21 protein-coding genes are annotated in these 22,049 nt (G+C 64.4%); 10 read left to right on the top strand and 11 right to left on the bottom strand.

The window, feature by feature from the left end; genetic code table 11:
- The coding region (gene dusA / locus IC66_RS0100325; RefSeq protein ID WP_038946258.1) for a tRNA dihydrouridine(20/20a) synthase DusA at window positions 1-820 on the top strand (820 nt) is incomplete at its 5' end.
- A 315-nt stretch (window positions 821-1,135) separates the two neighbouring features.
- Here the strand turns inward: dusA and IC66_RS0100330 are convergent.
- From IC66_RS0100330 to IC66_RS0100350, 5 genes are all read right to left on the bottom strand, one after another.
- Window positions 1,136-1,690 (bottom strand): TIGR02281 family clan AA aspartic protease, encoded by a 555-nt coding sequence (locus tag IC66_RS0100330; RefSeq protein WP_038946259.1) that lies wholly within the window; start codon window positions 1,688-1,690, stop codon window positions 1,136-1,138.
- Window positions 1,691-1,718: 28 nt separating this feature from the next.
- Window positions 1,719-1,922 carry a DUF1289 domain-containing protein gene (locus IC66_RS0100335; protein WP_026202286.1) on the bottom strand — a complete coding sequence of 68 codons (204 nt, stop codon included), beginning with the start codon at window positions 1,920-1,922 and terminating at the stop codon, window positions 1,719-1,721.
- A gap of 44 nt (window positions 1,923-1,966) precedes the next feature.
- Window positions 1,967-3,562, bottom strand: a complete 1,596-nt coding sequence (locus IC66_RS0100340; protein WP_028145314.1) for a sensor histidine kinase — start codon at window positions 3,560-3,562, stop codon at window positions 1,967-1,969.
- Between the two features lie 137 nt (window positions 3,563-3,699).
- Window positions 3,700-4,980 carry a sodium:proton antiporter NhaD gene (nhaD, locus tag IC66_RS0100345; protein ID WP_038946260.1) on the bottom strand — a complete coding sequence of 427 codons (1,281 nt, stop codon included), beginning with the start codon at window positions 4,978-4,980 and terminating at the stop codon, window positions 3,700-3,702.
- Between the two features lie 117 nt (window positions 4,981-5,097).
- Window positions 5,098-5,970 (bottom strand): NAD(P)-dependent oxidoreductase, encoded by an 873-nt coding sequence (locus tag IC66_RS0100350; protein WP_028145312.1) that lies wholly within the window; start codon window positions 5,968-5,970, stop codon window positions 5,098-5,100.
- Between the two features lie 197 nt (window positions 5,971-6,167).
- Here IC66_RS0100350 and IC66_RS0100355 point away from each other — a divergent pair, with 197 nt between their 5' ends.
- From IC66_RS0100355 to IC66_RS0100390, 8 genes are all read left to right on the top strand, one after another.
- On the top strand, window positions 6,168-6,605 hold the full coding sequence (locus IC66_RS0100355; protein WP_038946261.1) for a VOC family protein: 438 nt from the start codon (window positions 6,168-6,170) through the stop codon (window positions 6,603-6,605).
- Window positions 6,606-6,734: 129 nt separating this feature from the next.
- The gene (locus tag IC66_RS0100360; RefSeq protein ID WP_038946262.1) at window positions 6,735-7,871 is read left to right on the top strand and encodes an Mrp/NBP35 family ATP-binding protein; all 1,137 of its coding nucleotides are present in this window, start codon (window positions 6,735-6,737) and stop codon (window positions 7,869-7,871) included.
- A 220-nt stretch (window positions 7,872-8,091) separates the two neighbouring features.
- Entirely contained in the window at window positions 8,092-9,180 is a 1,089-nt protein-coding gene (locus IC66_RS0100365; protein WP_028145309.1) for a TRAP transporter substrate-binding protein, read from the top strand.
- A gap of 169 nt (window positions 9,181-9,349) precedes the next feature.
- Window positions 9,350-10,438 carry a TRAP transporter substrate-binding protein gene (locus IC66_RS0100370; protein WP_028145308.1) on the top strand — a complete coding sequence of 363 codons (1,089 nt, stop codon included), beginning with the start codon at window positions 9,350-9,352 and terminating at the stop codon, window positions 10,436-10,438.
- Between the two features lie 163 nt (window positions 10,439-10,601).
- Window positions 10,602-10,952 carry a YunG family protein gene (locus IC66_RS0100375; RefSeq protein WP_028145307.1) on the top strand — a complete coding sequence of 117 codons (351 nt, stop codon included), beginning with the start codon at window positions 10,602-10,604 and terminating at the stop codon, window positions 10,950-10,952.
- Between the two features lie 491 nt (window positions 10,953-11,443).
- On the top strand, window positions 11,444-12,007 hold the full coding sequence (locus tag IC66_RS0100380) for a MarR family winged helix-turn-helix transcriptional regulator (RefSeq protein WP_038946263.1): 564 nt from the start codon (window positions 11,444-11,446) through the stop codon (window positions 12,005-12,007).
- A 276-nt stretch (window positions 12,008-12,283) separates the two neighbouring features.
- Entirely contained in the window at window positions 12,284-12,958 is a 675-nt protein-coding gene (locus IC66_RS0100385; protein ID WP_038946264.1) for a response regulator, read from the top strand.
- A gap of 1 nt (window position 12,959) precedes the next feature.
- Window positions 12,960-14,378: a sensor histidine kinase gene (locus IC66_RS0100390; RefSeq protein WP_028145304.1), complete on the top strand. Its 1,419-nt coding sequence runs from the start codon at window positions 12,960-12,962 to the stop codon at window positions 14,376-14,378.
- 358 nt (window positions 14,379-14,736) lie between these two features.
- On the opposite strand, the gene IC66_RS0100395 is transcribed toward IC66_RS0100390, so the two are convergent.
- The 6 genes from IC66_RS0100395 to IC66_RS0100420 all read right to left on the bottom strand — a co-directional run bounded on the left by IC66_RS0100395 (window position 14,737) and on the right by IC66_RS0100420 (window position 21,028).
- Window positions 14,737-16,026 (bottom strand): M20/M25/M40 family metallo-hydrolase, encoded by a 1,290-nt coding sequence (locus tag IC66_RS0100395; RefSeq protein ID WP_049806424.1) that lies wholly within the window; start codon window positions 16,024-16,026, stop codon window positions 14,737-14,739.
- Between the two features lie 119 nt (window positions 16,027-16,145).
- A complete protein-coding gene (locus IC66_RS0100400) occupies window positions 16,146-17,801 on the bottom strand; it encodes a TRAP transporter large permease (RefSeq protein WP_028145302.1) in 1,656 nt (551 codons plus the stop codon).
- Window positions 17,802-17,827: 26 nt separating this feature from the next.
- The gene (locus IC66_RS0100405; RefSeq protein ID WP_028145301.1) at window positions 17,828-18,409 is read right to left on the bottom strand and encodes a TRAP transporter small permease subunit; all 582 of its coding nucleotides are present in this window, start codon (window positions 18,407-18,409) and stop codon (window positions 17,828-17,830) included.
- Window positions 18,410-18,574: 165 nt separating this feature from the next.
- Window positions 18,575-19,594, bottom strand: a complete 1,020-nt coding sequence (moaA, locus tag IC66_RS0100410) for a GTP 3',8-cyclase MoaA (protein WP_018319985.1) — start codon at window positions 19,592-19,594, stop codon at window positions 18,575-18,577.
- Between the two features lie 108 nt (window positions 19,595-19,702).
- Entirely contained in the window at window positions 19,703-20,197 is a 495-nt protein-coding gene (locus IC66_RS0100415) for a hypothetical protein (RefSeq protein ID WP_038946266.1), read from the bottom strand.
- A gap of 156 nt (window positions 20,198-20,353) precedes the next feature.
- A complete protein-coding gene (locus IC66_RS0100420; RefSeq protein ID WP_038946267.1) occupies window positions 20,354-21,028 on the bottom strand; it encodes an HAD family hydrolase in 675 nt (224 codons plus the stop codon).
- A 169-nt stretch (window positions 21,029-21,197) separates the two neighbouring features.
- Here IC66_RS0100420 and rpiA point away from each other — a divergent pair, with 169 nt between their 5' ends.
- Window positions 21,198-21,923 (top strand): ribose-5-phosphate isomerase RpiA, encoded by a 726-nt coding sequence (rpiA, locus tag IC66_RS0100425; protein WP_038946268.1) that lies wholly within the window; start codon window positions 21,198-21,200, stop codon window positions 21,921-21,923.
- Window positions 21,924-22,049: the final 126 nt, after the last annotated feature.

A 22,049-nucleotide genomic window follows, 5' to 3' on the forward strand; every position in this document is an offset into this window, starting at 1 on the left:
TCCCGTGGCGCTTCAGCTTGGCGGCTCGGATCCGCGCGAGCTGGCGCAGGCTGCGCGGATCGGCGAGGCGTTCGGCTACGACGAGATCAATCTCAATGTCGGCTGCCCGTCGGACCGCGTGAAGGATGGCCGCTTTGGCGCCTGCCTGATGGCGGAGCCAGAGCTGGTGGCGCGGTGCGTCGATGCGATGAAGCGGGCTGTCGCGGTTCCCGTCACGGTGAAGTGCCGTATCGGCATCGACGACCAGGATCCGGAAGTGGCCCTTGATGCGCTTGCGCGCGCGGTGGTCGCCTCCGGCTGCGACGCACTGATCGTGCATGCCCGCAAGGCCTGGCTCAACGGGTTGTCTCCGAAGGAGAACCGCGACATCCCGCCGCTCGACTATGAGCGCGTCTATCGGCTCAAGCGCGCGATGCCTGACGTGCCTGTCATCATCAACGGCGGCATTCGAGGCCTCGACGAAGCGAGAGCGCATCTCGAACATGTCGACGGCGTGATGCTCGGCCGCGCCGCCTATCAGGGCCCGTGGCGGCTGCTCGGCGTCGATCGGGAGATCTTCGGCGAGGCGAGCCCGCACGCGACCGTGCAGGACGCGCTCGAGGCGATGATGCCCTATATCGAGCAGCAGCTTGCGCGCGGCACGCGGCTGCACGCGATCACGCGGCATTTCGTCGGCGCATTCCATGCCGTGCCCGGCGCGCGGGCCTTCCGCCGCCATCTGGCCGAGCAGGGGGTTAAGGCGGGCGCCGGCCTCGAGGTGCTGCGCGATGCGATCGCGCGCGTCGGTGCGCGTGCGCCGGCGGAAGAAGCGGCCGCCTAGCCCCGTTCCTGCGGGCCGATGGGTTGTTTCAGAGGTCGATGCGTTGACGCGCCACCGCTCGAGAGACGCTCGCGGATTGTGCGATGTTGCCGTTGTGCCGGTGTTTTGCCCGACGTGTCAAAAGACTCCTGAGAGGCGACAATCGTTGGCCCGCGTAAGCCCTTGTTCTGACGAGCCTCGGCTACTGTGCATGGGGTTGTTTTCGCGTTTTTGGGTTGGCCGCACCAACAAGCAGGCACGCGCGGTGCAGGGATTGAGTCACGGCCCGTGTGAAGCGAGGCAGTCGGCACCCGCGCGGCGGTTCTTGCGGATGCTCTAGTCAAGCGCCGTGCGCGAGCGGCGATGGCTGCTCTGAAGCTCGGGATAGCCGGTCAGCATCAGCTTGTCGGCGCGCACCCCCCAGCTCTCCAGGCGGTCGAGGAAGCTCATGCCGAGCAAATTGGTCTTCATCTGCCCGCGCTGGACGACGAGGGCCGGCACCGATTTTTCGACGAGATGGCCGACGGAGAGACGGTCGAGGGTGAGGCGGGCTGCCTTGGTATGTCCGCCCGCGGTTTCGAGGTCGACATCGTATTCGAGCATCTCGAGCGGCAGCCCGATGGCTTTCGCGGTTTCCCAGGTCAGCACCACCGACGTCGCGCCGGTATCGATCACCATCGGCGCGGCGATGCCGTTGATCTTCGCGCGCAGCGCGAATTCGCCGCCCTGGCCGCGTGGGATCTGCACGGCGGGAGCGGGCGTTGCCGTCTGCGCGCGAAAAATGTGGGAGACCTTGTGGCTGGCGCGCGCGATCTGCTCGGGGTCGCCATAGGCGACGACCGCGCCTGCCGTGCCTGCAAGCATGACGAGAACGAGCAGGAAGCGGATCATCGCGCGCCTCCGCAGGCGAGCAGGCCGGTCAGGTGCGTTTCGGCGATGCCGCGATCGGCGCCAGTCCAGCTTCCGTCATGCGTGCCGGCAACAGCGCCATGACCGCGAGCCGGTCCGCGCTTTCCATGGCGTGCCAGCGCGCGATCTCGGGCAAGGTCCGGCCGCAGCCGAAGCACAGCTTGGTCCTGGGATCGATCATGCAGACGGCGACGCACGGCGTTTCTTTGCTCATTCGGACATAGTGGGGGATTGTCGGGCATGTCTGCAAGCATCTGGTTAGGAGCCTGTACCTGCGCTCATGATCGGCTTGTGGCGCGGCCGGCGCTTCTCCTCGGGCAGTACGGAACTCTCCGGCTGGAGCGGCGGGGAATCATCCGACAGCGGCGCCAGCGCGCTCATCACGCGCTCCGGCGGGAAGGTGACGATCACCTCGGTGCCGATGCGCAGCTTCGATTTCAGCGTGAACGTGCCGCCATGCAGGTCGATCAGATTCTTGGCGATCGGCAGGCCGAGACCGGCGCCCTGTTCGGCGGACTTGATCGAGTTGGAGCCCTGGCCGAACGAGGCGAGCACGACCGGGATCTCGTCCTCGGGAATGCCGGAGCCGGAATCCCGCACCGAGAGATATTGTCCGCCCGAGGCGGTCCAGCCGGCCTTGAGCCAGATCTCGCCGCCTTGCGGAGTGAACTTGATCGAGTTGGAGAGCAGGTTGAGCACGACCTGGCGGATCGCGCGCTCGTCGGCCCACAGCCGCGGCATGGCCTGCTCGAACACTTCGTGGATGGTGATGCCGCGGCTGGAGGCGCGCAGCTTCATCAGGTGATGGCAGTCGGCGACGATGCCGACCAGCGACACCGCTTCTTCGTTGAGCTCGTAGCGGCCGGCCTCGATCCGCGACAAGTCGAGGATCTCGTTGATGAGGTTGAGCAGGTGCACGCCGGAATTATGGATGTCCGCCGAGTACTCCTTGTACACCGGTACCGCATGCGCGCCAAAGATCTCGCTCTTCATCACCTCGGAGAAGCCGAGGATGGCGTTCAGCGGCGTGCGCAGCTCGTGACTCATCTGCGCGAGGAAGCGCGACTTGGCGACGTTGGCGGATTCGGCGCGGTGGCGGGCCTCGTCCGAGATCGCCTTGGCCTGTTCGAGCTCGCCGATCAGCGCGTCCTTCTCGGCGCGCGCTTCCAGCGTGGCGAAGGTGGAGGAGTGCAGGCGGTGCGCCAGCAGCACGAAATAGCCTTCGGCGGCGAGCGCGAGCGCGGCCAGGATGTAATTGTCCAGCGAGCCGGTCATCACGAAGCTCAGCGCCATGGCGACCGCGACCGGCGCGGTGGCGGCAAGGGCTGCGATCGGCAGATTGGCGGCGAGCATGCTCGACACTGCGATCACCAGCAGCATCAGGAACATCATCAGCGATTCCGTGACCATGTCGAGCACGGGATGGATCAGGATCGCCATCCAGCACAGGCCATAGAGCAGGTCGAGCACGACGAAGCGCGTCCGCCAGGCGCGCGTCGCCGCGGGCGAGGCGGGCTCGGTCAGGAAGCGCCGGCAACTGCGGGTCATGGCGCTGTGGATGCAGAGCATGCCGGCGGTCCAGGCCGCGGCCGGGATCGGCTGCATCCACAGGCCGAACAGCACGCCGGTCGCGACCACCAGCAGCATCACGACATAGGAAGCCGACAGCCGCGTCTGGGCGTATTGGCGCAGCATCTCGGCGTCGAAGGCCGGCCGGGTTCCACTGGTCGACGTTAACTTGTCCCGCGCCTCGCGCACCCGCTGCGCCGCAGCCCTTCGGCTGCTCGCCGATGGAGCGCTCACCGGCTCGGCCGGAAGCTCCACAACCTCAGGCTTTTCAGCGGGGTTACTCATCAAGCAACACGATTCCTGCCCACGCCGGACGCGGGCCTTCTGCATTGTCTATCTCTGGCAAGAAATCCTTAAGAGGTGACTTAAGGAGCTAAAGAATTACGTTAACCCGGCGTTAATTTTGGATCTCGCCTGCGCCGTCAATGCAGCGCTGCGTACTGGGCGATGTAGACCATCGCGCCCGCCAGATACCCCACCAGGGCGGGGCCTGCGATGCGGCGGGCGTACCAGAAGAACTCGATCTTCTCGAGTCCCATGGCGGCAACGCCCGCGGCCGAGCCGATGATCAGGATCGAGCCGCCGGTGCCGGCGCAATAGGCGATGAACTCCCAGATGAAGCTGTCGGGCGGATGTTGCACCAGATTGTACATGCCCATCGTGGCCGCGACGAGCGGCACGTTGTCGATGATGGCACTCAACAGGCCGAGCAGGATGACGATGACGTCGAGACGCCCGACCGTGGCGTCGAGCCATTTCGCCAACAGTTCCAGCACGCGAGCATGCTCCAGGCACGCGACGGCCATGAGGATGCCGACGAAGAACACGATGGAACTCATGTCGATGCGCGTCAGCGCATGGACGAGGGTGAGGGGACGGCGCGCATCCTCGTCCTTGTGGCGGTGAACGACCTCGCCGACCAGCCAGAGGATGCCAAGCCCGAAAAGAATACCCATGAAAGGCGCAAGGTGCGTCACGGCCTTGAAAACCGGAACGGCGACCAGGGTGCCAAGGCCGAGATAGAACATCAAGTTGCGCTCGAACACCTCGACCCTGAGGGCCTGTGCTTGGCCTTCCAGCGGAGGGACGATCTCCTTCCCCTTGATGGAATAGCCAACGATGAGCAGCGGTATCAGCAGGTTGAGCAGTGAGGGCAGGAACACCGACTTCATGATGCTGAGGGGAGTGATCTGCCCTCCGATCCAGAGCATCGTGGTCGTGACGTCGCCGATCACGGTCCAGGCGCCGCCGGCATTGGCCGCGATGACGATGATCGAGGCGAACAGCAGGCGATCGCTCCTGTTGCCGATCAGCTTCTGGATCAGCGAGATCATCACGATGGTGGTGGTGAGATTGTCGAGGATCGCGCTCAGGAAGAACGTCACGAAGCCGATGATCCACATCAGCGTGGTTTGCTTCGTGGTGCGGATGATCGAGGTGATGACTTCGAAGCCGTTGTGGGCGTCGATCACCTCGACGATCGTCATGGCACCGATCAGGAAGAAGACGATCTGCGCGGTCGAGGCGACGGATTCGTCGAGCTGATGGTTGACGAGCGAGGCGTCGCCGACGGACAGCGCGTAGATCATCCAGAGCAGGCCGGCTCCAAGGAGAGCCGAGGCGCTCTTGTTGACACCGAGCGGATGTTCGAGCGCGATGGCCGCATACGCAACGATGAAGACGACGGCTATCACGCTCAGCAAGTCAGTCCCCGCGGTGTTCGTTCTTCGGCTCGATGCGCTTGCAAGACCTCGACGCGGCGCCGCGTCAAGGCCGGGGGGACGGTCGCAGCTGCCCGGCAGCGACCGTCGATGCGCTCCTCAGCGCTGCAGGCGCGCGAGCAGGCTGGACGTATCCCAGCGCTTGCCGCCCATCTTCTCGACCTCGGAATAGAACTGATCGACCAGCGCGGTGACCGGCAGGTTGGCGCCGTTGCGGCGGGCTTCAGCCAGCGAGATCGAGAGGTCCTTGCGCATCCATTCGACCGCGAAGCCGAAATCGTACTTGTCCTCGTTCATGGTCTTGTAGCGATTCTCCATCTGCCAGGATTGCGCCGCGCCCTTGGAGATGGTCTCGATCACTGCGGCGACGTCGAGGCCGCTCTTCTTGGCGAAGTGGATACCCTCGGAGAGACCCTGCACCAGACCGGCGATGCAGATCTGGTTGACCATCTTCGTGAGCTGGCCGCTTCCGGCGGGCCCGAGCAGTTTGCACATCCGCGCATAGGCGCCCGTGATGATCGGCTCGGCGCCGGCATAGGCGTCCTGCGCGCCGCCGCACATCACCGTCAGCACGCCGTTCTCGGCGCCGGCCTGGCCGCCGGAGACCGGCGCGTCGATGAACCTGAAGCCGGCCTTGGTCGCGGCCGCGTCCAGCTCACGCGCGACTTCGGCGGAGGCGGTGGTATGGTCGACGAAGGTCGCACCCTTCTTCATGCCGGCGAACGCGCCGTCGGGGCCGATCGTGACCGCGCGCAGATCGTTGTCGTTGCCGACGCAGCACATCACGAAATCCTGACCTTCAGCGGCGGCCTTCGGGGTCGGTGCGGTCTTGCCGCCGAACTTGTCCGCCCATTCCTTCGCCTTGGCCGCGGTGCGGTTGTAGACGGTGACCTCATGGCCCCCTTTTTTCACGAGGTGTCCGGCCATGGGGTAGCCCATGACGCCGAGACCGAGGAAAGCGACTTTAGCCATGTGTGGTACCTTGTCCGTAGCTTGAGTTTTACGGTTGCAGCCGGGCGAGGGCGCCAGGGCGGCGTCCTCCAAGTTCCGCCGCGAGGGCGGATCGGAGGCGCACCATAAACCGTTAAGCCGCAAGGGCAACGGCTTCGTTTGGCGGCCCCCTGTGCTAGGATGGCGGACCTAAGGACTTCAAAAAAGGGAGCGAAAGCATGGGCGGCGTGAGCGTTGGCGTCCTCGATCATTTCAACATCCGGACCCGGAATCTGGCCGAGACCGTCCGCTTCTACGAGGATGTGCTCGGCCTGGAAAAAGGCGCCCGGCCGAATTTCGCCTTCCCCGGCGCCTGGATGTACAGCGAGGGCAAGGCGGTGGTGCATCTCGTCGATATTTCTGCGACCGCCGAGCCACAAAAGCCGGATTCCGGCGTTGTCCATCATGTCGCCTTCGTCAGTCGCGGCTTTGACGGCATGAAGCGGCGGCTGGCGTCCAAGGAGATGAAGTTCGAGTCCCGCCAGGTGCCCGGCGGCGACCTCTGGCAGATCTTCGTCAACGATCCCAACGGGGTCATGATCGAGCTGAATTTCGAGGCCGCTAGGGAGCAGGGGGCGGCGCCCGCCGAGAAGGCCGACGATATCGGCAGGGAGTAGCCTTTTGGGCGTTTCCGCTCTAATGGGGCATCCTAGAGTCTCGAGCATGACCTTGCCGGAAAGCCGCGCCACGCCTTGCGCTGGCGCCGTCCTCCGGCTCCGGATCATGCTCCGTTCAGGAGATGCGCTTTGAGCGTGACGCAGCAACAGGTTCTCGACAGCCTCGCCAGGATCAAATCTCCCCGCGGGGTCGCGCTCATCAATGCCAACGTGCTGAGCGCGATCAGCGCGTCCGACGGCAAGGTGTTCTTCTCGATCAATGTCGATGCCGCCGAGGCGAGGGCCTGGGAGCCAATCCGGGCCGAAGCCGAGGCCGCTGTGCGCACCATTCCCGGCGTCACCACCGTCATGGTGGCGCTGACCGCCGAGCGCAAGCCGGGCTCCGCGCCGCCGCCTCCCCCGCAACCCAGCCGCGGCACGCCCGGCGTGCAACCGGTCCATGCCCACAAGCCGCCGCAGGGCGGCGGGTCGCCGATGGCGCGGCAGTCGGAAATTCCCGGCGTTGCCGCCGTGATCGCGGTCGCCTCCGGCAAGGGCGGCGTCGGCAAGTCGACCACCGCGCTGAACCTGGCGCTGGGCCTGCGCGACCTCGGCCTCAAGGTCGGGCTGCTCGATGCCGACATCTACGGCCCCTCGGTGCCGCGGCTGACCGGCCTGCACGACAAGCCGGAGCTGAACGACGAGCGAAAAATGATTCCGCTTCGGCGCTTCGGTCTGGCCATCATGTCGATCGGCTTCCTGGTCGAGGAAGAGACCGCGATGATCTGGCGCGGTCCCATGGTGATGTCGGCGGTGACGCAGATGCTGCGCGACGTCGAATGGGGCAAGCTCGACGTGCTGGTCGTCGACATGCCGCCGGGCACCGGCGATGCCCAGCTCACGCTGGCGCAGAACGTGCCGCTGAAGGGCGCCGTGATCGTCTCGACCCCGCAGGATCTGTCCCTGATCGATGCGCGACGGGGGCTTGCCATGTTCAAGAAGGTCAACGTGCCCGTGCTCGGCATCGTCGAGAACATGAGCTACTTCCAATGCCCGCATTGCGGCACGCGGTCGGACATTTTCGGCCATGGCGGGGCGCGGCACGAGGCGGAGAAGCTCGAAGTCCCCTTCCTCGGCGAGATCCCGCTGCACATGGCGATTCGTGCTACCTCGGATGCCGGCAATCCCGTCGTCGACAGCGAGCCGGACGGTCCTCATGCGGCGATCTACCGCGCCATTGCAGGGCAGGTCCGCGACCAGCTCAAGGGCGTCATCGCGGCGGCCTGAGCCGGCCGCTCGGGGCACGCCTTCCTCGTCCTTTTGGGGGGCATGCGACTTTCGTAGAGCCCCGTCATGCCATTGTCGCGTTCCGCAAGCGGGGCTTCCGTGGTAAAGGCCCACGGCAGTCAAGCCCCTTCGGTTCGACGCGGCCCTAACGCGTCGCCGGAATGAGCGGCGGCAAGAAGAGAAGTTAAGGGGAAACGCCCCAGCAAGGAGAGACCTGAAGATGAAGCGTCGTGATTTTCTGAAAGTGTCGGCAGCAGGCGCGGCGGCAACCGCGGTAGCCTCGCCGGCGATCGCGCAGTCCTCGCCCGAGGTGAAGTGGCGCTTGACTTCGAGCTTCCCGAAGTCGCTCGATACCATCTATGGCGGTGCCGAGCAGGTGGCGAAGTACGTCGCCGAGATGACCGACAACAAATTCCAGATCCAGGTGTTCGCGGGCGGTGAAATCGTCCCGGCCCTCCAGGCGCTCGATGCGACCTCCAACGGCACCGTCGAGATGTGCCATACCGTCTCGTACTACTATGTCGGCAAGGACCCGACCTTCGCGATCTACGCCTCGGTGCCGTTCGGCCTCAATGCGCGCCAGCAGAACTCCTGGTGGTATCAGGGCGGCGGCATGGAGCTCGGCAACGAGTTCTTCAAGAAGTCGAACGTGATCGGCTTCCCCTGCGGCAACACCGGCACCCAGATGGGCGGCTGGTTCCGCAAGGAGATCAAGACCGTTGCCGACCTCTCCGGCCTCAAGATGCGCATCGGCGGCATCGCCGGCCAGGTGCTTCAGAAGGTCGGCGTGGTGCCGCAGCAGCTCGCCGGCGGCGACATCTATCCGGCGCTCGAAAAGGGCACCATCGACGCCGCCGAGTGGGTCGGCCCCTACGATGACGAGAAACTCGGCTTCGCCAAGGTCGCCAAGTACTACTACTATCCGGGCTTCTGGGAAGGCGGTCCGACCGTCCACGCCTTCGCCAACCTGGAGAAGTGGAATGCGCTGCCGAAGAACTACCAGGCGATCCTCACCAACGCGATGACCAATGCCAACACCTGGATGGCGGCGCGCTACGACATGCAGAACCCGGCGGCGCTGAAGCGTCTGGTTGCCGGCGGCACCCAGCTTCGTCCCTTCACCAACGAGGTGCTGGAAGCCTGCCTCAAGGCGACCAACGAGCTGTGGGCGGAGATCTCGGCCAAGAACCCCGACTTCAAGAAGTCGATCGACGCCATGCAGGCCTACCGCTCCGACGAATATCTGTGGTGGCAGGTTGCCGAATATACCTACGACAGCTTCATGATCCGCTCGCGCACGCGCGGCTGATCGCCTAGGCCTAAAGTCGCAAAGACCGGAAAGCCCGGCCTCCATTGGAGGCCGGGCTTTTTCTTTGCCGCAGTGCGATCGGGATGGAATTGGGCGGCGGCTTGCGTCATGGTGGTGCAAAGCCTCGGCAAGAAGGCCCACAATCACTGGTACATCAGGGCAGGAAATCATGAAGAGAAGAGACTTCATCAAGGTCACAGGACTCGGTGCGGCCGGCGCCGCCACGCTCGCGGCTCCCGCGATCGCGCAGTCGATGCCGGAAATCAAATGGCGCATGCCGACGAGCTGGCCGAAATCGCTCGACACGCTGTTTGGTGGCGCCGAGATGATGTGCAAGATGGTCGCCGAGGCGACCGACAACAAATTCCAGATCCAGATATTCGCGGCCGGCGAGATCGTGCCGGGCCTCCAGGTGCTCGACGCCGTTCAGAACGGCACCTGCGAAATCGGCCACACCGCGTCCTACTATTATTTCGGCAAGGATCCGACCTTCACCTTCGGCTCGGCCGTGCCGTTCGGTCCCAACATGCGCATCAACCAGGCCTGGTACATGCAGGGCGGCGGGCGCGACGTGCTCAACGAATTCTACAAGAGCTACAACGTCGTCTCATTGCTCGCGGGCAACACCGGCTGCCAGATGGGCGGCTGGTTCAGGAAAGAGGTCAACGCACCCGACGATCTCAAGGGCATGAAATTCCGCATCGGCGGCTTTGCCGGCCGCGTGCTCCAGAAGCTCGGCGTGGTGCCGCAGCAGCTCGCCGGCGGCGACATCTATCCCGCGCTGGAGAAGGGCACCATCGATGCCGCCGAATGGGTCGGCCCCTATGACGACGAAAAGCTCGGCTTCTACAAGATCGCGCCGCACTACTACTATCCCGGCTGGTGGGAGGGTGGGCCGATGCTGCTGGCCTTCGTCAACCTCGACAAGTGGAACGCGCTGCCGAAATATTACCAGAGCGTGCTGGAGCAGGCCGGCCACTACGCCAACAACTACATGATGGCGCGCTACGACACCGCCAATCCGCTGGCGCTGAAGAAGCTGCTCGCGGGCGGCGCCAAGCTGCACGCCTTCTCGCCGTCGATCATGGATGCCTGCCACAAGGCCGCCAAGGAGCTGCATGCCGAAGTCGGCGCGACCAACGCCAATTTCAAGAAGGTGCACGACTCCCTCGCCAAGTTCACGAGCGACGGCTACGCCTGGTTCCAGGTCGCCGAGGTCGGCTACGACATCTTCATGGCGCGGCGCTCGCAGAGCTGATCGCGTCACGCCGCCGAATGCAACGCCCCGGAGCGGAAGCTTCGGGGCGTTTCTTGTGCGTCCTGCTTCTTTGAAACCAGGAGTAGTTGACTTGTCGGGCAAAGCAGAATGTTAGGATCCAATGATCCGGAATATGGTTTGTCGGCAGCCGTTTGGACGTGACATGAGTTTCGATCCCGAGGCCGTTCAAAGCGCGCTGCTCAAGGCGTGGTCGCGGTCGACCGCGAGCCAATGGACGGCGGACAATCCGGCCGCAGGACAATGCAACGTCACGTCGCTGCTCGTTCATGAACTCTTCGGCGGCGACCTGCTGAAGACGCCACTGCCGGCCGGCGACCATTTTTACAATCGGATCGAAGGCAAGAGGTACGACTTCACGGCGAGCCAGTTCGACCGGCCGATCGCTTATGCGGACTTGCCTGCAGATGGGGCCGACGCGTTGCTGGGAGCAACGAACGATCAATTGGCCGAACTAAGGGCAGCATTTCAGCAGAGCCATACCAAGTCAGGCTAGCGCCATCAGGCAGAAGGCGAATGCGAGTGCGAGTGTGAATCTGACAATGTGCATGCGTTGCCCGCCGTTGAGATTTGCGGAAGGTGTTTGTTCGGAGCGGATCCATCCATAAGGTGGTTCTTCGCCGCGCTCTCTCCATCCCTGCATGCTGAAGCGCCATTGCTTACACAAACCTGACAAGCGTGGCCTTCTTTGATGCCTGCTCATCAGCGGTGCGCCGGGAGAGACCATCGCGTCCGGAGGCGCGAGATTTCGTGTCATTCAACGCCCACGCGATGCGTAGTTTTTCGGTGTTCCTTTTACGGAACGGTCGAGTTATCGGAATCCGGCAATCGGGCTGAAGCTGCGGCGTGTCATCACGCCGGTCGCGCTTCACGGTACGGTATACCGGACTCAACCAGTCCCGACGGGAATGCAGCATTCACCGAACACGGCGGCTCTCGATCGTTGATCGAGATGCCAGGGCCGCCGTTTCCCGTGGGACTTCTCAAATGAGACTGGCAATTGAAATTCTACAACTCCTGGTCCAATCGGCCGACAGCTGGCTTTTTGAAGGGAGCCTTGCGGGGCTGAGCGATCGGGAATGGATGGCCTTGCGCTTTCTCGCCCGCGCAAACAGGTTCTCGCGGACGCCCACGGCTCTCGCCAGCTTTCTGGGCACGACCCGCAGCGTCGCATCGCAGATCGCCGCCGTGCTCGAGAGCAAGGGGTTGATGGTTCGCAAGCCATCTGCAGAAGACAAGCGCTCGATTGCGCTCTGCATCACGAGCGAAGGCGAGAAGGTCCTCGAGCGCGATCCAATTAACGTCCTTCGAGATCAGCTCGTGACACTTGAGCTCCCCGATCGATCTCAGCTGCGCGATACGCTTCGCCGCGTCCTCGATGGGCTCGATGTTGCCAAGCGCCGTCACAACGCCGACGTCTGCGGCAGGTGCATGTTCCTGATCGAGAGCGGAGAGGGGAAGGATCGTCACTTCAAGTGCCGGCTGTTCCGGAAATCCATAGCTCCAAGGGACACGACCCTGCTTTGCGCCTATTTCGAGGGACGAGGCTAGGCGGCACTGGTGCACGTGAGGATTGCTGCCGCGCACCGCGTCGTCATCCCGAGGGCCCGCCAACGGCGGGCGTCTCGAAGGATGGCCATAGGGAAGTCGCTTCCAAATGCGATTGGCCTGCGCCTCTTGGGGGGCACACCTGGTCGGCTTACACAAACCTGACAGACGACTGGTTCGGCCGGACGCTTTTTCGCTGGCCGAGGCGTCCGGAATGATGGAAGACAGCGAAGATGCCGCGCGAGGCGTGCGGTGACCTGAGTATCCGGCAGATATGCGATGCGCCTTCTGATCGTCGAGGACAATGCCGAGCTGTCGCGCCTCGTCGCTGGCGGGCTGGCGGCGGCTGGCTATCAGAGCGACATCGTCGGCAGCGCGGCCGAGGCGCGCGAGGCGGTGAGCAGCGTCAGCTATGCCGCGATGATCCTCGATCTCGGGCTGCCCGACGGCGACGGCCTGTCGGTGCTGCGCGAGTTGCGCCTCAAGATGGAACCGCTCCCCGTGCTGGTGCTGACCGCCCGCGGCGGTCTGCAGGACCGCGTCAGCGGCCTGCGCAGCGGCGCCGACGACTATCTCGCCAAGCCGTTCGCGATGGAGGAACTGGTGGCGCGGCTGGAGGCGATCCTGCGCCGGCCGGGCCAGCTGCTCGGCCGCTCGCTCAGTCTCGCCAACCTCGTCTACGACACCGAGAGCCGCCAGATCTTCGTCGACGACCAGCCGCGGATCATCTCCGCGCGCGAGACCTCGGTGCTGGAGATTTTGCTGCGCCGGCAGGGGCGGGTGGTGCCGAAGAAGAACGTCGAGGATCACATCTTCGGGCTCGACGGCGAGGTCGCCTCCAACGCGGTCGAGGTCTATGTTTCGCGGCTGCGCAAGCAGCTCGCTGAACACGGCGCCAAGGTCGTGATCCATACCATCCGCGGCGTCGGCTATCTCATGGACGTGGAGAAATAGCGTGACCCAGCTCGGATCCAACGTCGGATCCTATGCCGGGTCCTATGGCAGGTCTCCGACGTTCAAATCGCTGATCTGGCGCATCGTGTTCCTGCACATCCTGGCGGTCGCGGTGGTCGCGATCTTCCTGCCGCTGGTGCTGTTCTGGCTGCTCAATTCCGAGATCGACCAGCTGCATCGCGATGCCATGCGCGCCCAGGCCGAGGTGCTGGCGGAGCGCATCGTTGTTCAGCCGGGCGGATTGCTGACGTTCAATCTGCCCGACAGTCTCAAGGGTCTCTATTCGGAAGCGTATGGCCGCTATCAGTACGACATTCGCGATGCCGATGGCCGGCTGTTGTTCTCCTCCCATCGGCGCTCCGCCGCCACCGCTGCACCGCGCTCGTCGGAGAGCATTTCCGGCGCCGCCGTCACCCGCGACATCGACGGCAAGACGGTGCGCATCCAGGTTGCCGAGGACCTCGCGCACCGGGACGTCATCATCGACGACATCGTGTCGAATTTCTTCCGGCGCGTGGGATGGATCACCATCCCGATCCTGCTGGTCCTGCTCGCCACCGACATCATCATCTTCCGCCGCGCGATCGCGCCGCTGTGGAAGGCCTCCGAGGAGGCCAGCAATATCGGTCCGGCGCGCACCGACATCCGCCTGCCGACGGAGCAGATCCCGCGCGAGATCCTGCCGCTCGTCACCGCCGTCAACCAGGCGCTCGACCGCCTCGAAGGCGGCTTTCGGGTACAGCGGCAGTTCACCGCGGATGCCGCGCATCAATTGCGCACGCCGCTCGCGATCCTGCGCACGCGGATCGAGACGCTCGACGATCGGGCGGCACGGCATGCGCTGCATGCCGACATCGAAACCATGAGCCGCCTTGTCGCCCAGCTTCTGGAGATCGCCGAGCTCGACACCCTGGTGCTCGATCCCGGCGAGACTGCGGATTTGCGCGCCGTCTGCGCCGAAGTGGTCGCCTCGATCGCCCCGTTCGCGATCGCGCAGCACAAGGACATTGCGCTCCGGGGGACCGACGCGCCGGTCAGGATCCAGGGCAATTCGGAGATGCTGCAGCGCGCGGTCTTCAACCTGGCGGAAAATGCCATCAAGTTCACGGCAAAAGACACGACCGTTGACGTCGAGGTGCGCGAGGACGGTTCGGTGCGCGTGCGCGATAGCGGCCCGGGGATTGCGGAGGCCGAGCGTGAGCTGATCTTTCAGCGCTTCTGGCGCGCCGACCGCCGGCGCAGCGACGGCGCGGGACTTGGGCTTTCCATCGTGCGGGCGGTGGCGGACGATCACGCCGCGACGATTGCGGTGGAGAATCTTCCGGGGGGTGGAGCCGAGTTCACGCTGCGGTTTCGGCTGGCGGACAGCAACACCGCTTCACCCTCTCCCCTTGTGGGAGAGGGTGGCTCGCCGCGATAGCAGCGAGACGGGTGAGGGGTCTCTCTCCGCTAGTCTCACTCTCAATTGAATGCGCGGAGAGAGACCCCTCATCCGGCGCGAATCGCGTTCGCGCCACCTTCTCCCGCAAGAAGGCAGGGTAATCGCATATGGCGCATTGAGAGACCCGAGCGCGCGCCTCGTCCTTCGAGACGACCGCTTCGGGGTCTCCTCAGGATGAGGCTAAGCAGCATCGGTGCTCGTCGAAGCGAGTGCCGAACGTCCGGTCCTCATCCTGACGGCCCGCCAACGGCGGGCGTCTCGAAGGATGGCTACAGGCGAAATCGCTGCCATATGCGATTGCCCTGCACAAGAAGGGGAGAAGGAAGAAAGGCCGTCGCTACTTCAGTTTACCCGTGGACAGATCCATGATCATGCGTGTGGCCAGATACAACCGCGGCACGATGCTGTTGATCTGCACATATTCGGCGTCGTTGGAGTGCGCACCGAAGCCCGACAGGCCCATGCCCTCCACCACGGCTCCACTGGTCTTCAGCGCGGCAAACGCTGCGTCTGTGCCGCCCCCGGTCGCCTTCTCGTCGACCTTGAGGGACATTCCGAGCTCCTGATAGATCGTCTTGCCGTAGGCCGCCACGCGGCGCGAGGCCTCGTTGGCCTCTAACGGCGGGCGCCGCACCTCGAACTTCAAATCGACTTTGGAGTCCGGCAGCAGGCGATCCTTGATCTTGTCCTGGAGGGCCTTCTCCAACTCGTCGAAATCGGACACCTTAAGCGCGCGCGCATCGGCCTGGGCGGTGGCGTCGGCAGGGATCACATTGCGGTTGGTGCCGGATTTGGAGACCGTCCAGTTCAGCTTCAGGCCCTGCTCGGGCTTGGACAGGTCCTTCATCTGCAGCACCTGGTGCGAGAGCTCGTACAGCGCATTCACGCCGCCCTCGGGCCTTGCGCCGGCATGTGATGACTTGCCCTGCACGGTGAGATAGGCCGAGCCGATGCCGCTGGTGGCGAGGCGCAGCGTGCCGTCGGTGCCGCCGCCTTCGAATGAGAACACCGCGTCCTGATCAGAGGCAAATTTGGTGATGGTGCTGCGCCAGCCGGGGGAGGAGATCTCCTCGTCGCCGTTCGCGAGCACCGTGAGCGTGCCGTAATCCCTGAAGCTCAGTTTCTGCAGCAACGCCACGGTATGGAGAATGAGCGCGACGCCCTGCTTGTCATCGGCGATGCCGAGGCCGTAGGCCTTGTCGCCGTCGATGCGGAACGGTTGATCCTTCAGCATGCCCTTCAGGTACACCGTGTCCATGTGGGCGATCAGCATGATCTTCTTGCTGCCTGTGCCCTTGAATGTGGCGTGCACGGCCGGTCCGATCTTCTCGGGCGTGTCGTCGAGGCGATAGATGTCGGTGGGTTGCAGGATCTCCACCGTGCCGCCGAGCTGTTTGAGCTGGCCTGCGACGCGCTCGGCGATCTGGTTCAGGCCTTCGATGTCCTTGCTGCCGGATTCGATGGCGACGAGATCGCGCAGCGTGTCGAGCACCGGCTGCTGCTCCTTTTGCGCCAGCATGTGGACATCGGCGATCGGCTCAGCCTGCACCGACGTTGCGGCATATGTCAGCCAGAGTGAGGCGATCAACGGGCCAACGAGCGATGCGGCAGGGTGCGATCGGGGCATGAGCGGCCATCCATGGGATTGAGGATGGCCCGGTATGCCTCCGTTTCCGGTGCTTGTCACGCGCGCCGTCGCGCGTCGTGCGCCGCTTGAGCGGAGCACGACGGCGCGTGTTGTCCCCGCTACTTTTGCGGCGGCCCGAGATCCAGCGGCGGCAACTCGATCTGCGGCACCTCGATCTTGATCGTGCTGGGGTCGATGGTCGACTGGACGCCCTTGTAGTGCATCACCATCGACGGGAACGCGATCACCAGAGCGACCATGATGATCTGGATGACGACGAATGGCACCGCGCCCCAATAGATCTGGCCGGTGGTGACAGGGTCCATCCGCTTGCCGGTGACGCGGTCGGTGTATCGGTCCTTCGGGGCGACCGAGCGGAGATAGAACAGCGCGAAGCCGAACGGCGGATGCATGAACGAGGTCTGCATGTTGACGCCGAGAATGACGCCGAACCAGATCAGGTCGATGCCGAGATGCTCGGCGGCAGGTCCGAGCAGCGGGATCACGATGAAGGCCAGTTCGAAGAAGTCGAGGAAGAAGGCCAGCACGAACACGAACGCGTTGACGAAGATCAGGAAACCGACCTGGCCGCCGGGCAGCGAGGTGAGCAGGTGCTCGACCCAGACGTGCCCGTTGACGCCGTAGAAGGTGAGCGAGAAGACGCGGGCGCCGACCAGGATGAACACGACGAAAGCGGACAGCTTGGCCGTCGATTCCGTGGCCTGCCGGATCAGGTCCCAGCTCAGCCGCCGCTTCGCAGCACCGAGGATGAGGGCGCCGGCGGCGCCCATCGCGCCGCCTTCGGTCGGGGTCGCGATGCCGATGAAGATCGTGCCGAGCACCAGGAAGATCAGGAAGAGCGGCGGCACCATGACGAAGGTGGTCTGCTGCGCCATCTTGGACAGGAAACGGAAGCCGGTGAGCTTGTCGATAACCCAGTTCAGCACGGCGACGGCGAACGCGAAGATGATGCCGTAGAACATGCTGAGCACGACGTAATCGGCGCCGTGCGTCTCCGAATGGCGCATCATGAACCAGCCGAACACGCAGCTCGCGATGAAGAGCACACCGAGCGAGCGGAGGCCACGATCGCCACTCTCCTCGCGAAAGCCGATGGCCTCCTTTGGCAGGCCCGGGACGGCCTTCGGGAAGATCACGCTGACGAGGAAGGCGTAGAGGGCGTAGAGGCCCGCGAGCACGAGGCCCGGGATGAAGGCGCCCTCGTACATGTCGCCGACGGACTTGCCGAGCTGGTCTGCCATCACGATCAGGACGAGCGAGGGCGGAATGATCTGCGCGAGCGTGCCCGAAGCGGCGATGATGCCCGTCGCCACGCGCCGGTCGTAGCCATAGCGCAGCATGATGGGCAGCGAAATCAGTCCCATCGAGATCACGGAAGCGGCGACCACGCCCGTCGTTGCGGCGAGCAGCGCGCCGACGAACACCACCGCGTAGGCGAGGCCGCCGCGGATGGTTCCGAACAATTGGCCGATGGTGTCGAGCAGGTCCTCGGCCATGCCTGACCGCTCCAGCACCAGTCCCATGAAGGTGAAGAACGGGATGGCGAGCAGCGTGTCGTTGTTCATCACCCCGTAGACGCGCTCGGGAAGGGCCTGGAGGAAGTCCGGGTGGAATTGGCCGAGCTCGACGCCGATGATGGCGTAGAACAGGCCGACGGCGCCGAGCGAGAATGCCGCGGGATAGCCCAGCAGCAGCATGACGACCAGCGACGCGAACATGATGGGCGCCATATTGGCGATGATGAATGCGGTCATGACTTCCCCTAAACCGTCGCCAACGGCTATTTCTTCTCGATCGCTCCGACGAGATGCTCGACTTCCGCCTCGAGCGCCGACACCTGGGATTCATGCGGGTCCGGGATCAACCCGCGCATGACCGCGATGCGCTTGATCAGCTCGGAGATGCCTTGAACGAGCAGGAAAGCGAATCCGATCATGATCAGGGATTTGGCGGGCCATTGCGGCAGACCGCCGGCATTGCCGGACTGCTCGTTGATCTCGAACGAGCGCTGGAAGAACGGCACGCCCGTGATGATCATGACGATGCAGAGCGGAATGAGGAAGAACAGGTGACCGATCACGTCGATCAGGTTGCGGACCGGCTTCGGCAGCGCGTTGTTCACGATGTCGATGCGGATGTGCTCGTTGTCGAGCAGCGTCCACGGCGAGCACAGCAGGAACACGATGCTGAACAGCACCCATTGCAGCTCGAGCCATGAATTGGATGACGTGTCGAACGTCTTGCGGACGATCGCATTGACCGCGGAGATGATGACGGCGGCCACGATCAGCCACGCCAAGCGTTTGCCCGTCCAGCGTGTGAACGCGTCGATTCCTCGGCTCAGCTTCAGGAGCGCTTGCAACGACGGATCCTCCCGATCGTGCCCCGGCCGTCTTGACTGCCGAAGCGGGCGCGTGGCTTGTCTCGCCGCGCAGGCATGAGGCTGTCGCACCAAACCAGCGGCCATGCCGCCCGTCAATTGGAAGTTTGTTGAGAGTTAAGGGGAATAAGGCCGCAGCCGATGGTGTCAGCCGCCGGTGACGCTCATGTGCCTGGAGACGCTGGGACGGTCGTGGCGGCGGTCGATGATGAAATCGTGGCCCTTGGGTTTCAAGCCGATGGCGCGGTCGATCGCATCCGCAAGCAGCATGTCGTCATCGGATGCACGCAGAGGTTTGCGCAAATCGGAGGCATCCTCGTGGCCGAGGCAGGTGTGCAGCGTTCCCGTACAGGTAATGCGAACCCGGTTGCAGGATTCACAGAAATTATGCGTCATCGGCGTGATGAAGCCGAGCTTGCCGCCGGTCTCGGTGACGCTGACATAGCGGGCCGGACCTCCGGTGCTCTCCGCCAAATCCGTCAGCGTGAATTGCTGGGCGAGGCGCGCGCGCACCAGCGAGAGCGGCAGATACTGGTCGATGCGGCCCGAGCCGATCTCGCCCATCGGCATGACCTCGATCAGCGTCAGGCCCATGCCCTTGCCGTGGGCCCAGCGCATCAGGTCGGGAAGCTCGTCCTCGTTGAGGTTCTTCAGTGCCACCGCGTTGATCTTCACGGCAAGTCCTGCGGCGCGCGCGGCCTCGATGCCTTCCAGCACCTTGTCGATCTCGCCCCAGCGGGTGATCTCGCGAAACTTCTTGGGATCGAGCGTATCGAGCGAGACGTTGATGCGGCGCACGCCACAATCGGCGAGCTCGCTTGCGTGTTTCGCAAGCTGGGTGCCGTTGGTGGTCAGCGTCAGCTCGTTCAGGGCGCCGCTCGACAGATGCCGCGACAGCGAACGGACCAGCGTCATCACGTTGCGCCGGACCAGCGGCTCGCCACCGGTGAGCCGCAGCTTCTTGACGCCCTTGGCGATGAAGGCCGAGCAGAGCCGGTCGAGCTCCTCCAGCGTCAACAGGTTCGCCTTGGGCAGGAACGTCATGTCTTCCGACATGCAGTAGAAGCAGCGGAGGTCGCAGCGGTCGGTGACCGAAACGCGCAAATAGCTGATGGTCCGCCCGAACGGATCGGTCATCGGGGTGGACAGCGCGGCGGATCCGTTCATGCGAGAGGCCTTGTCACTGACGGCGACGGGCGCACCTTGGCTTCGGCGGTGCTCGGCACCCAATCTAAGCATCGGACGCGACGAGGACAATCGGGTGGTATACGTAGATCAGCGCCTGCCGGCGTTCGGATCGGGGAACGGTGAGCCCGCGGCCGTTGCGGCCTCAGCCGGTGCCGCAGCAGGCGCCGCGGCGGCCGGTTTGGGCTTCCTGGGCCGGTGCGGCTTGCGGATCGGTTTCGGCGGGGTGGCCGGCTGGAGTTCCGCAACCACCGGATTCGGGTCGGTGACCACCGAGGCCGGGGTGGTGAAATCCCCGGGATTCTTGATCACGTTCACCGGGACGCTCGCCGGCTGGTACTTGGGCAGCGCGAAAGCGACCGTAAACGGGGCCTCGGGTGCGGGAACCGAGACGGAGCAGGGTGTCTTGCAGCCCGGCCCGAGCGAGGTGGTGGCGTCGGCACCTGGCGGGTTGGATTCGATTCGGACCTGGACGGTCGGCGGGGCCGATTTGAACATGTCCCAGGACATCGAGGAGCAGCCCCCAAGACTTGCCGCTCCCAATAGACTCGCTCCGGCTAACGCAACCGCGATGACACGACGCATGACCTATCCACTTCAACTGCGACGAACCGCCACATAACCCCGCGCGGACTTTAGGAGCGTCGTCCGGGGCAGGGCAACCGGCGGGCTGCGCATAAATAATGAATGGTTAAGGGATATTTCGCGGAATAACGACGCTATATCAATAGCTTGGTAGAGCTATGCCGTCATCAGGCTGCTGGCGGCGGCTGGCAGGTCACGCATGTGATGGATCAGCCGGTCCGGCTTCAGGTCGGCGATCGGCACGTCGGTGTAGCCAAAACTGACCCCGATCACCGGCACTCCGGCCCGGCGGGCCACCCCGACATCGGTTCCGGCATCGCCGACCATGATGCTGGCTTTGACCGCTCCGCCGGCGCGCGCCACCGTTTCACGAAAGATGGTCGGGTCGGGCTTCTGGACGCCAAAGGTGTCCGCGCCGCAGATCGCCGCGAAGCGGCGACTGAGGTCGAGCTGGTCCAGCAACCGCTTCGACAGCCATTCCAGCTTGTTGGTGCAGACGGCGAGGCGATGGCCCTGCGCTGAAAAATGGTCAAGCGCGGCCTCGAGCCCCTCGAAGGGGCGGGATTCGACCGCGATATGATCGGCGTAATAGGCGATGAAATCCGCGGTCATCCGGTCCATGTCGGCGGGGGTGACCGTGCGGCCCTCGGCCTCCAGCCCCCGCTCGATCAGCTTGCGGGCGCCGGCGCCGATCATGTTGCGGGCCGAGGCCATCGGCACGGGCGGCAGCCCTTCGCGGTCGAGCACGTGATTCAGCGCGGTGATCAGGTCGGGCGCCGTATCCACAAGCGTGCCGTCGAGATCGAAGACGATGGTGTGAGGGGAGGTCATGGTCCAAGCGCTACCGGCCCGGCAAGGTCAGTGCAAGGGGCGGCGCCATAAGATCAGCTTATAGCCTGGTTCCCCAGACACTGTTCTCCGGCGGAAAACGAGGCTACATAGGCCGCCGAAAGCGGCCGGGATCGGCGGCACATTCGAGACTTCAGAGGCAGGCGCAAACGTGAATATGGACCAGTTGAAGCGACAGGCCGCGGCGCGCGCGCTCGAGGAGGTGCGGGACGGCATGCAGCTCGGGCTCGGCACCGGCTCGACCGCCAAGCATTTCGTCGAGCTGCTCGGCGAGCGCGTCGCCGCCGGGCTCAAGGTGATCGGCGTGCCGACCTCCGAGGCGACTCGCCTCGATGCGACGCGGTGCGGCGTGCCGCTGACCACGCTCGACGAGATCGACCATCTCGACATCACCATCGACGGCGCCGACGAAATCGATCCCGCGCTCAACCTGATCAAGGGCGGCGGCGGCGCGCTGCTGCGCGAGAAGATCGTGGCAGCGGCCTCGGATCGCATGATCGTGATTGCAGATGACACCAAATGGGTGCCGACGCTCGGCAAATTTCCGCTGCCGATCGAGGTCATTCCGTTCGGCCTTGGCGCAACACGCCGTGCGATCGAGAAGGCATTTGCCGAGTGCGGCGTTTCCGGGCAAATGGCGGTCCGCAAGGCCAAGGGCGGGGACAAGGATGGCCACGTTTTCGTCACCGACGGCGGCCACTGGATCGTCGATGCCCAGCTCGGACAGATCGGGGATCCTGCCGGCCTCGCCAGCGCGTTGAGCGCGATCCCCGGCGTGGTCGAGCATGGGTTGTTCATCGGCTTGGCCAGCTCGGCTGTTCTGGCGGGCGGCGAGGGAATTCGCGTGATTGAACGGCGTAAGCCGAAAGGAGACTAGGAATGAAGAGCGTTTTGAAGATTTTGCCGGCTGCGACCCTCGCTGTGGGACTGGCCCTCTCGGTCGTCCCGGCCGCCGCGCAGCAGGCGGCGCCGAAGGCTGGCGCCGCACCCGCCCAGCCGAAGG

The organism is Bradyrhizobium genomosp. III (assembly GCF_000261705.1).
Classification (GTDB): domain Bacteria; phylum Pseudomonadota; class Alphaproteobacteria; order Rhizobiales; family Xanthobacteraceae; genus Bradyrhizobium; species Bradyrhizobium ottawaense.

Excerpts from the sequence above, each read along its gene's own strand:
- IC66_RS0100330 (WP_038946259.1), bottom strand. The coding sequence starts at position 1,690 with ATGATCCGCTTCCTGCTCGTTCTCGTCATGCTTGCAGGCACGGCAGGC.
- IC66_RS0100335 (WP_026202286.1), bottom strand. The coding sequence starts at position 1,922 with ATGAGCAAAGAAACGCCGTGCGTCGCCGTCTGCATGATCGATCCCAGG.
- IC66_RS0100340 (WP_028145314.1), bottom strand. The coding sequence starts at position 3,562 with ATGAGTAACCCCGCTGAAAAGCCTGAGGTTGTGGAGCTTCCGGCCGAG.
- IC66_RS0100350 (WP_028145312.1), bottom strand. The coding sequence starts at position 5,970 with ATGGCTAAAGTCGCTTTCCTCGGTCTCGGCGTCATGGGCTACCCCATG.
- IC66_RS0100355 (WP_038946261.1), top strand. The coding sequence starts at position 6,168 with ATGGGCGGCGTGAGCGTTGGCGTCCTCGATCATTTCAACATCCGGACC.
- IC66_RS0100365 (WP_028145309.1), top strand. The coding sequence starts at position 8,092 with ATGAAGCGTCGTGATTTTCTGAAAGTGTCGGCAGCAGGCGCGGCGGCA.
- IC66_RS0100370 (WP_028145308.1), top strand. The coding sequence starts at position 9,350 with ATGAAGAGAAGAGACTTCATCAAGGTCACAGGACTCGGTGCGGCCGGC.
- IC66_RS0100375 (WP_028145307.1), top strand. The coding sequence starts at position 10,602 with ATGAGTTTCGATCCCGAGGCCGTTCAAAGCGCGCTGCTCAAGGCGTGG.
- IC66_RS0100380 (WP_038946263.1), top strand. The coding sequence starts at position 11,444 with ATGAGACTGGCAATTGAAATTCTACAACTCCTGGTCCAATCGGCCGAC.
- IC66_RS0100385 (WP_038946264.1), top strand. The coding sequence starts at position 12,284 with ATGCGCCTTCTGATCGTCGAGGACAATGCCGAGCTGTCGCGCCTCGTC.
- IC66_RS0100395 (WP_049806424.1), bottom strand. The coding sequence starts at position 16,026 with ATGCCCCGATCGCACCCTGCCGCATCGCTCGTTGGCCCGTTGATCGCC.
- IC66_RS0100400 (WP_028145302.1), bottom strand. The coding sequence starts at position 17,801 with ATGACCGCATTCATCATCGCCAATATGGCGCCCATCATGTTCGCGTCG.
- moaA (WP_018319985.1), bottom strand. The coding sequence starts at position 19,594 with ATGAACGGATCCGCCGCGCTGTCCACCCCGATGACCGATCCGTTCGGG.
- IC66_RS0100415 (WP_038946266.1), bottom strand. The coding sequence starts at position 20,197 with ATGCGTCGTGTCATCGCGGTTGCGTTAGCCGGAGCGAGTCTATTGGGA.
- IC66_RS0100420 (WP_038946267.1), bottom strand. The coding sequence starts at position 21,028 with ATGACCTCCCCTCACACCATCGTCTTCGATCTCGACGGCACGCTTGTG.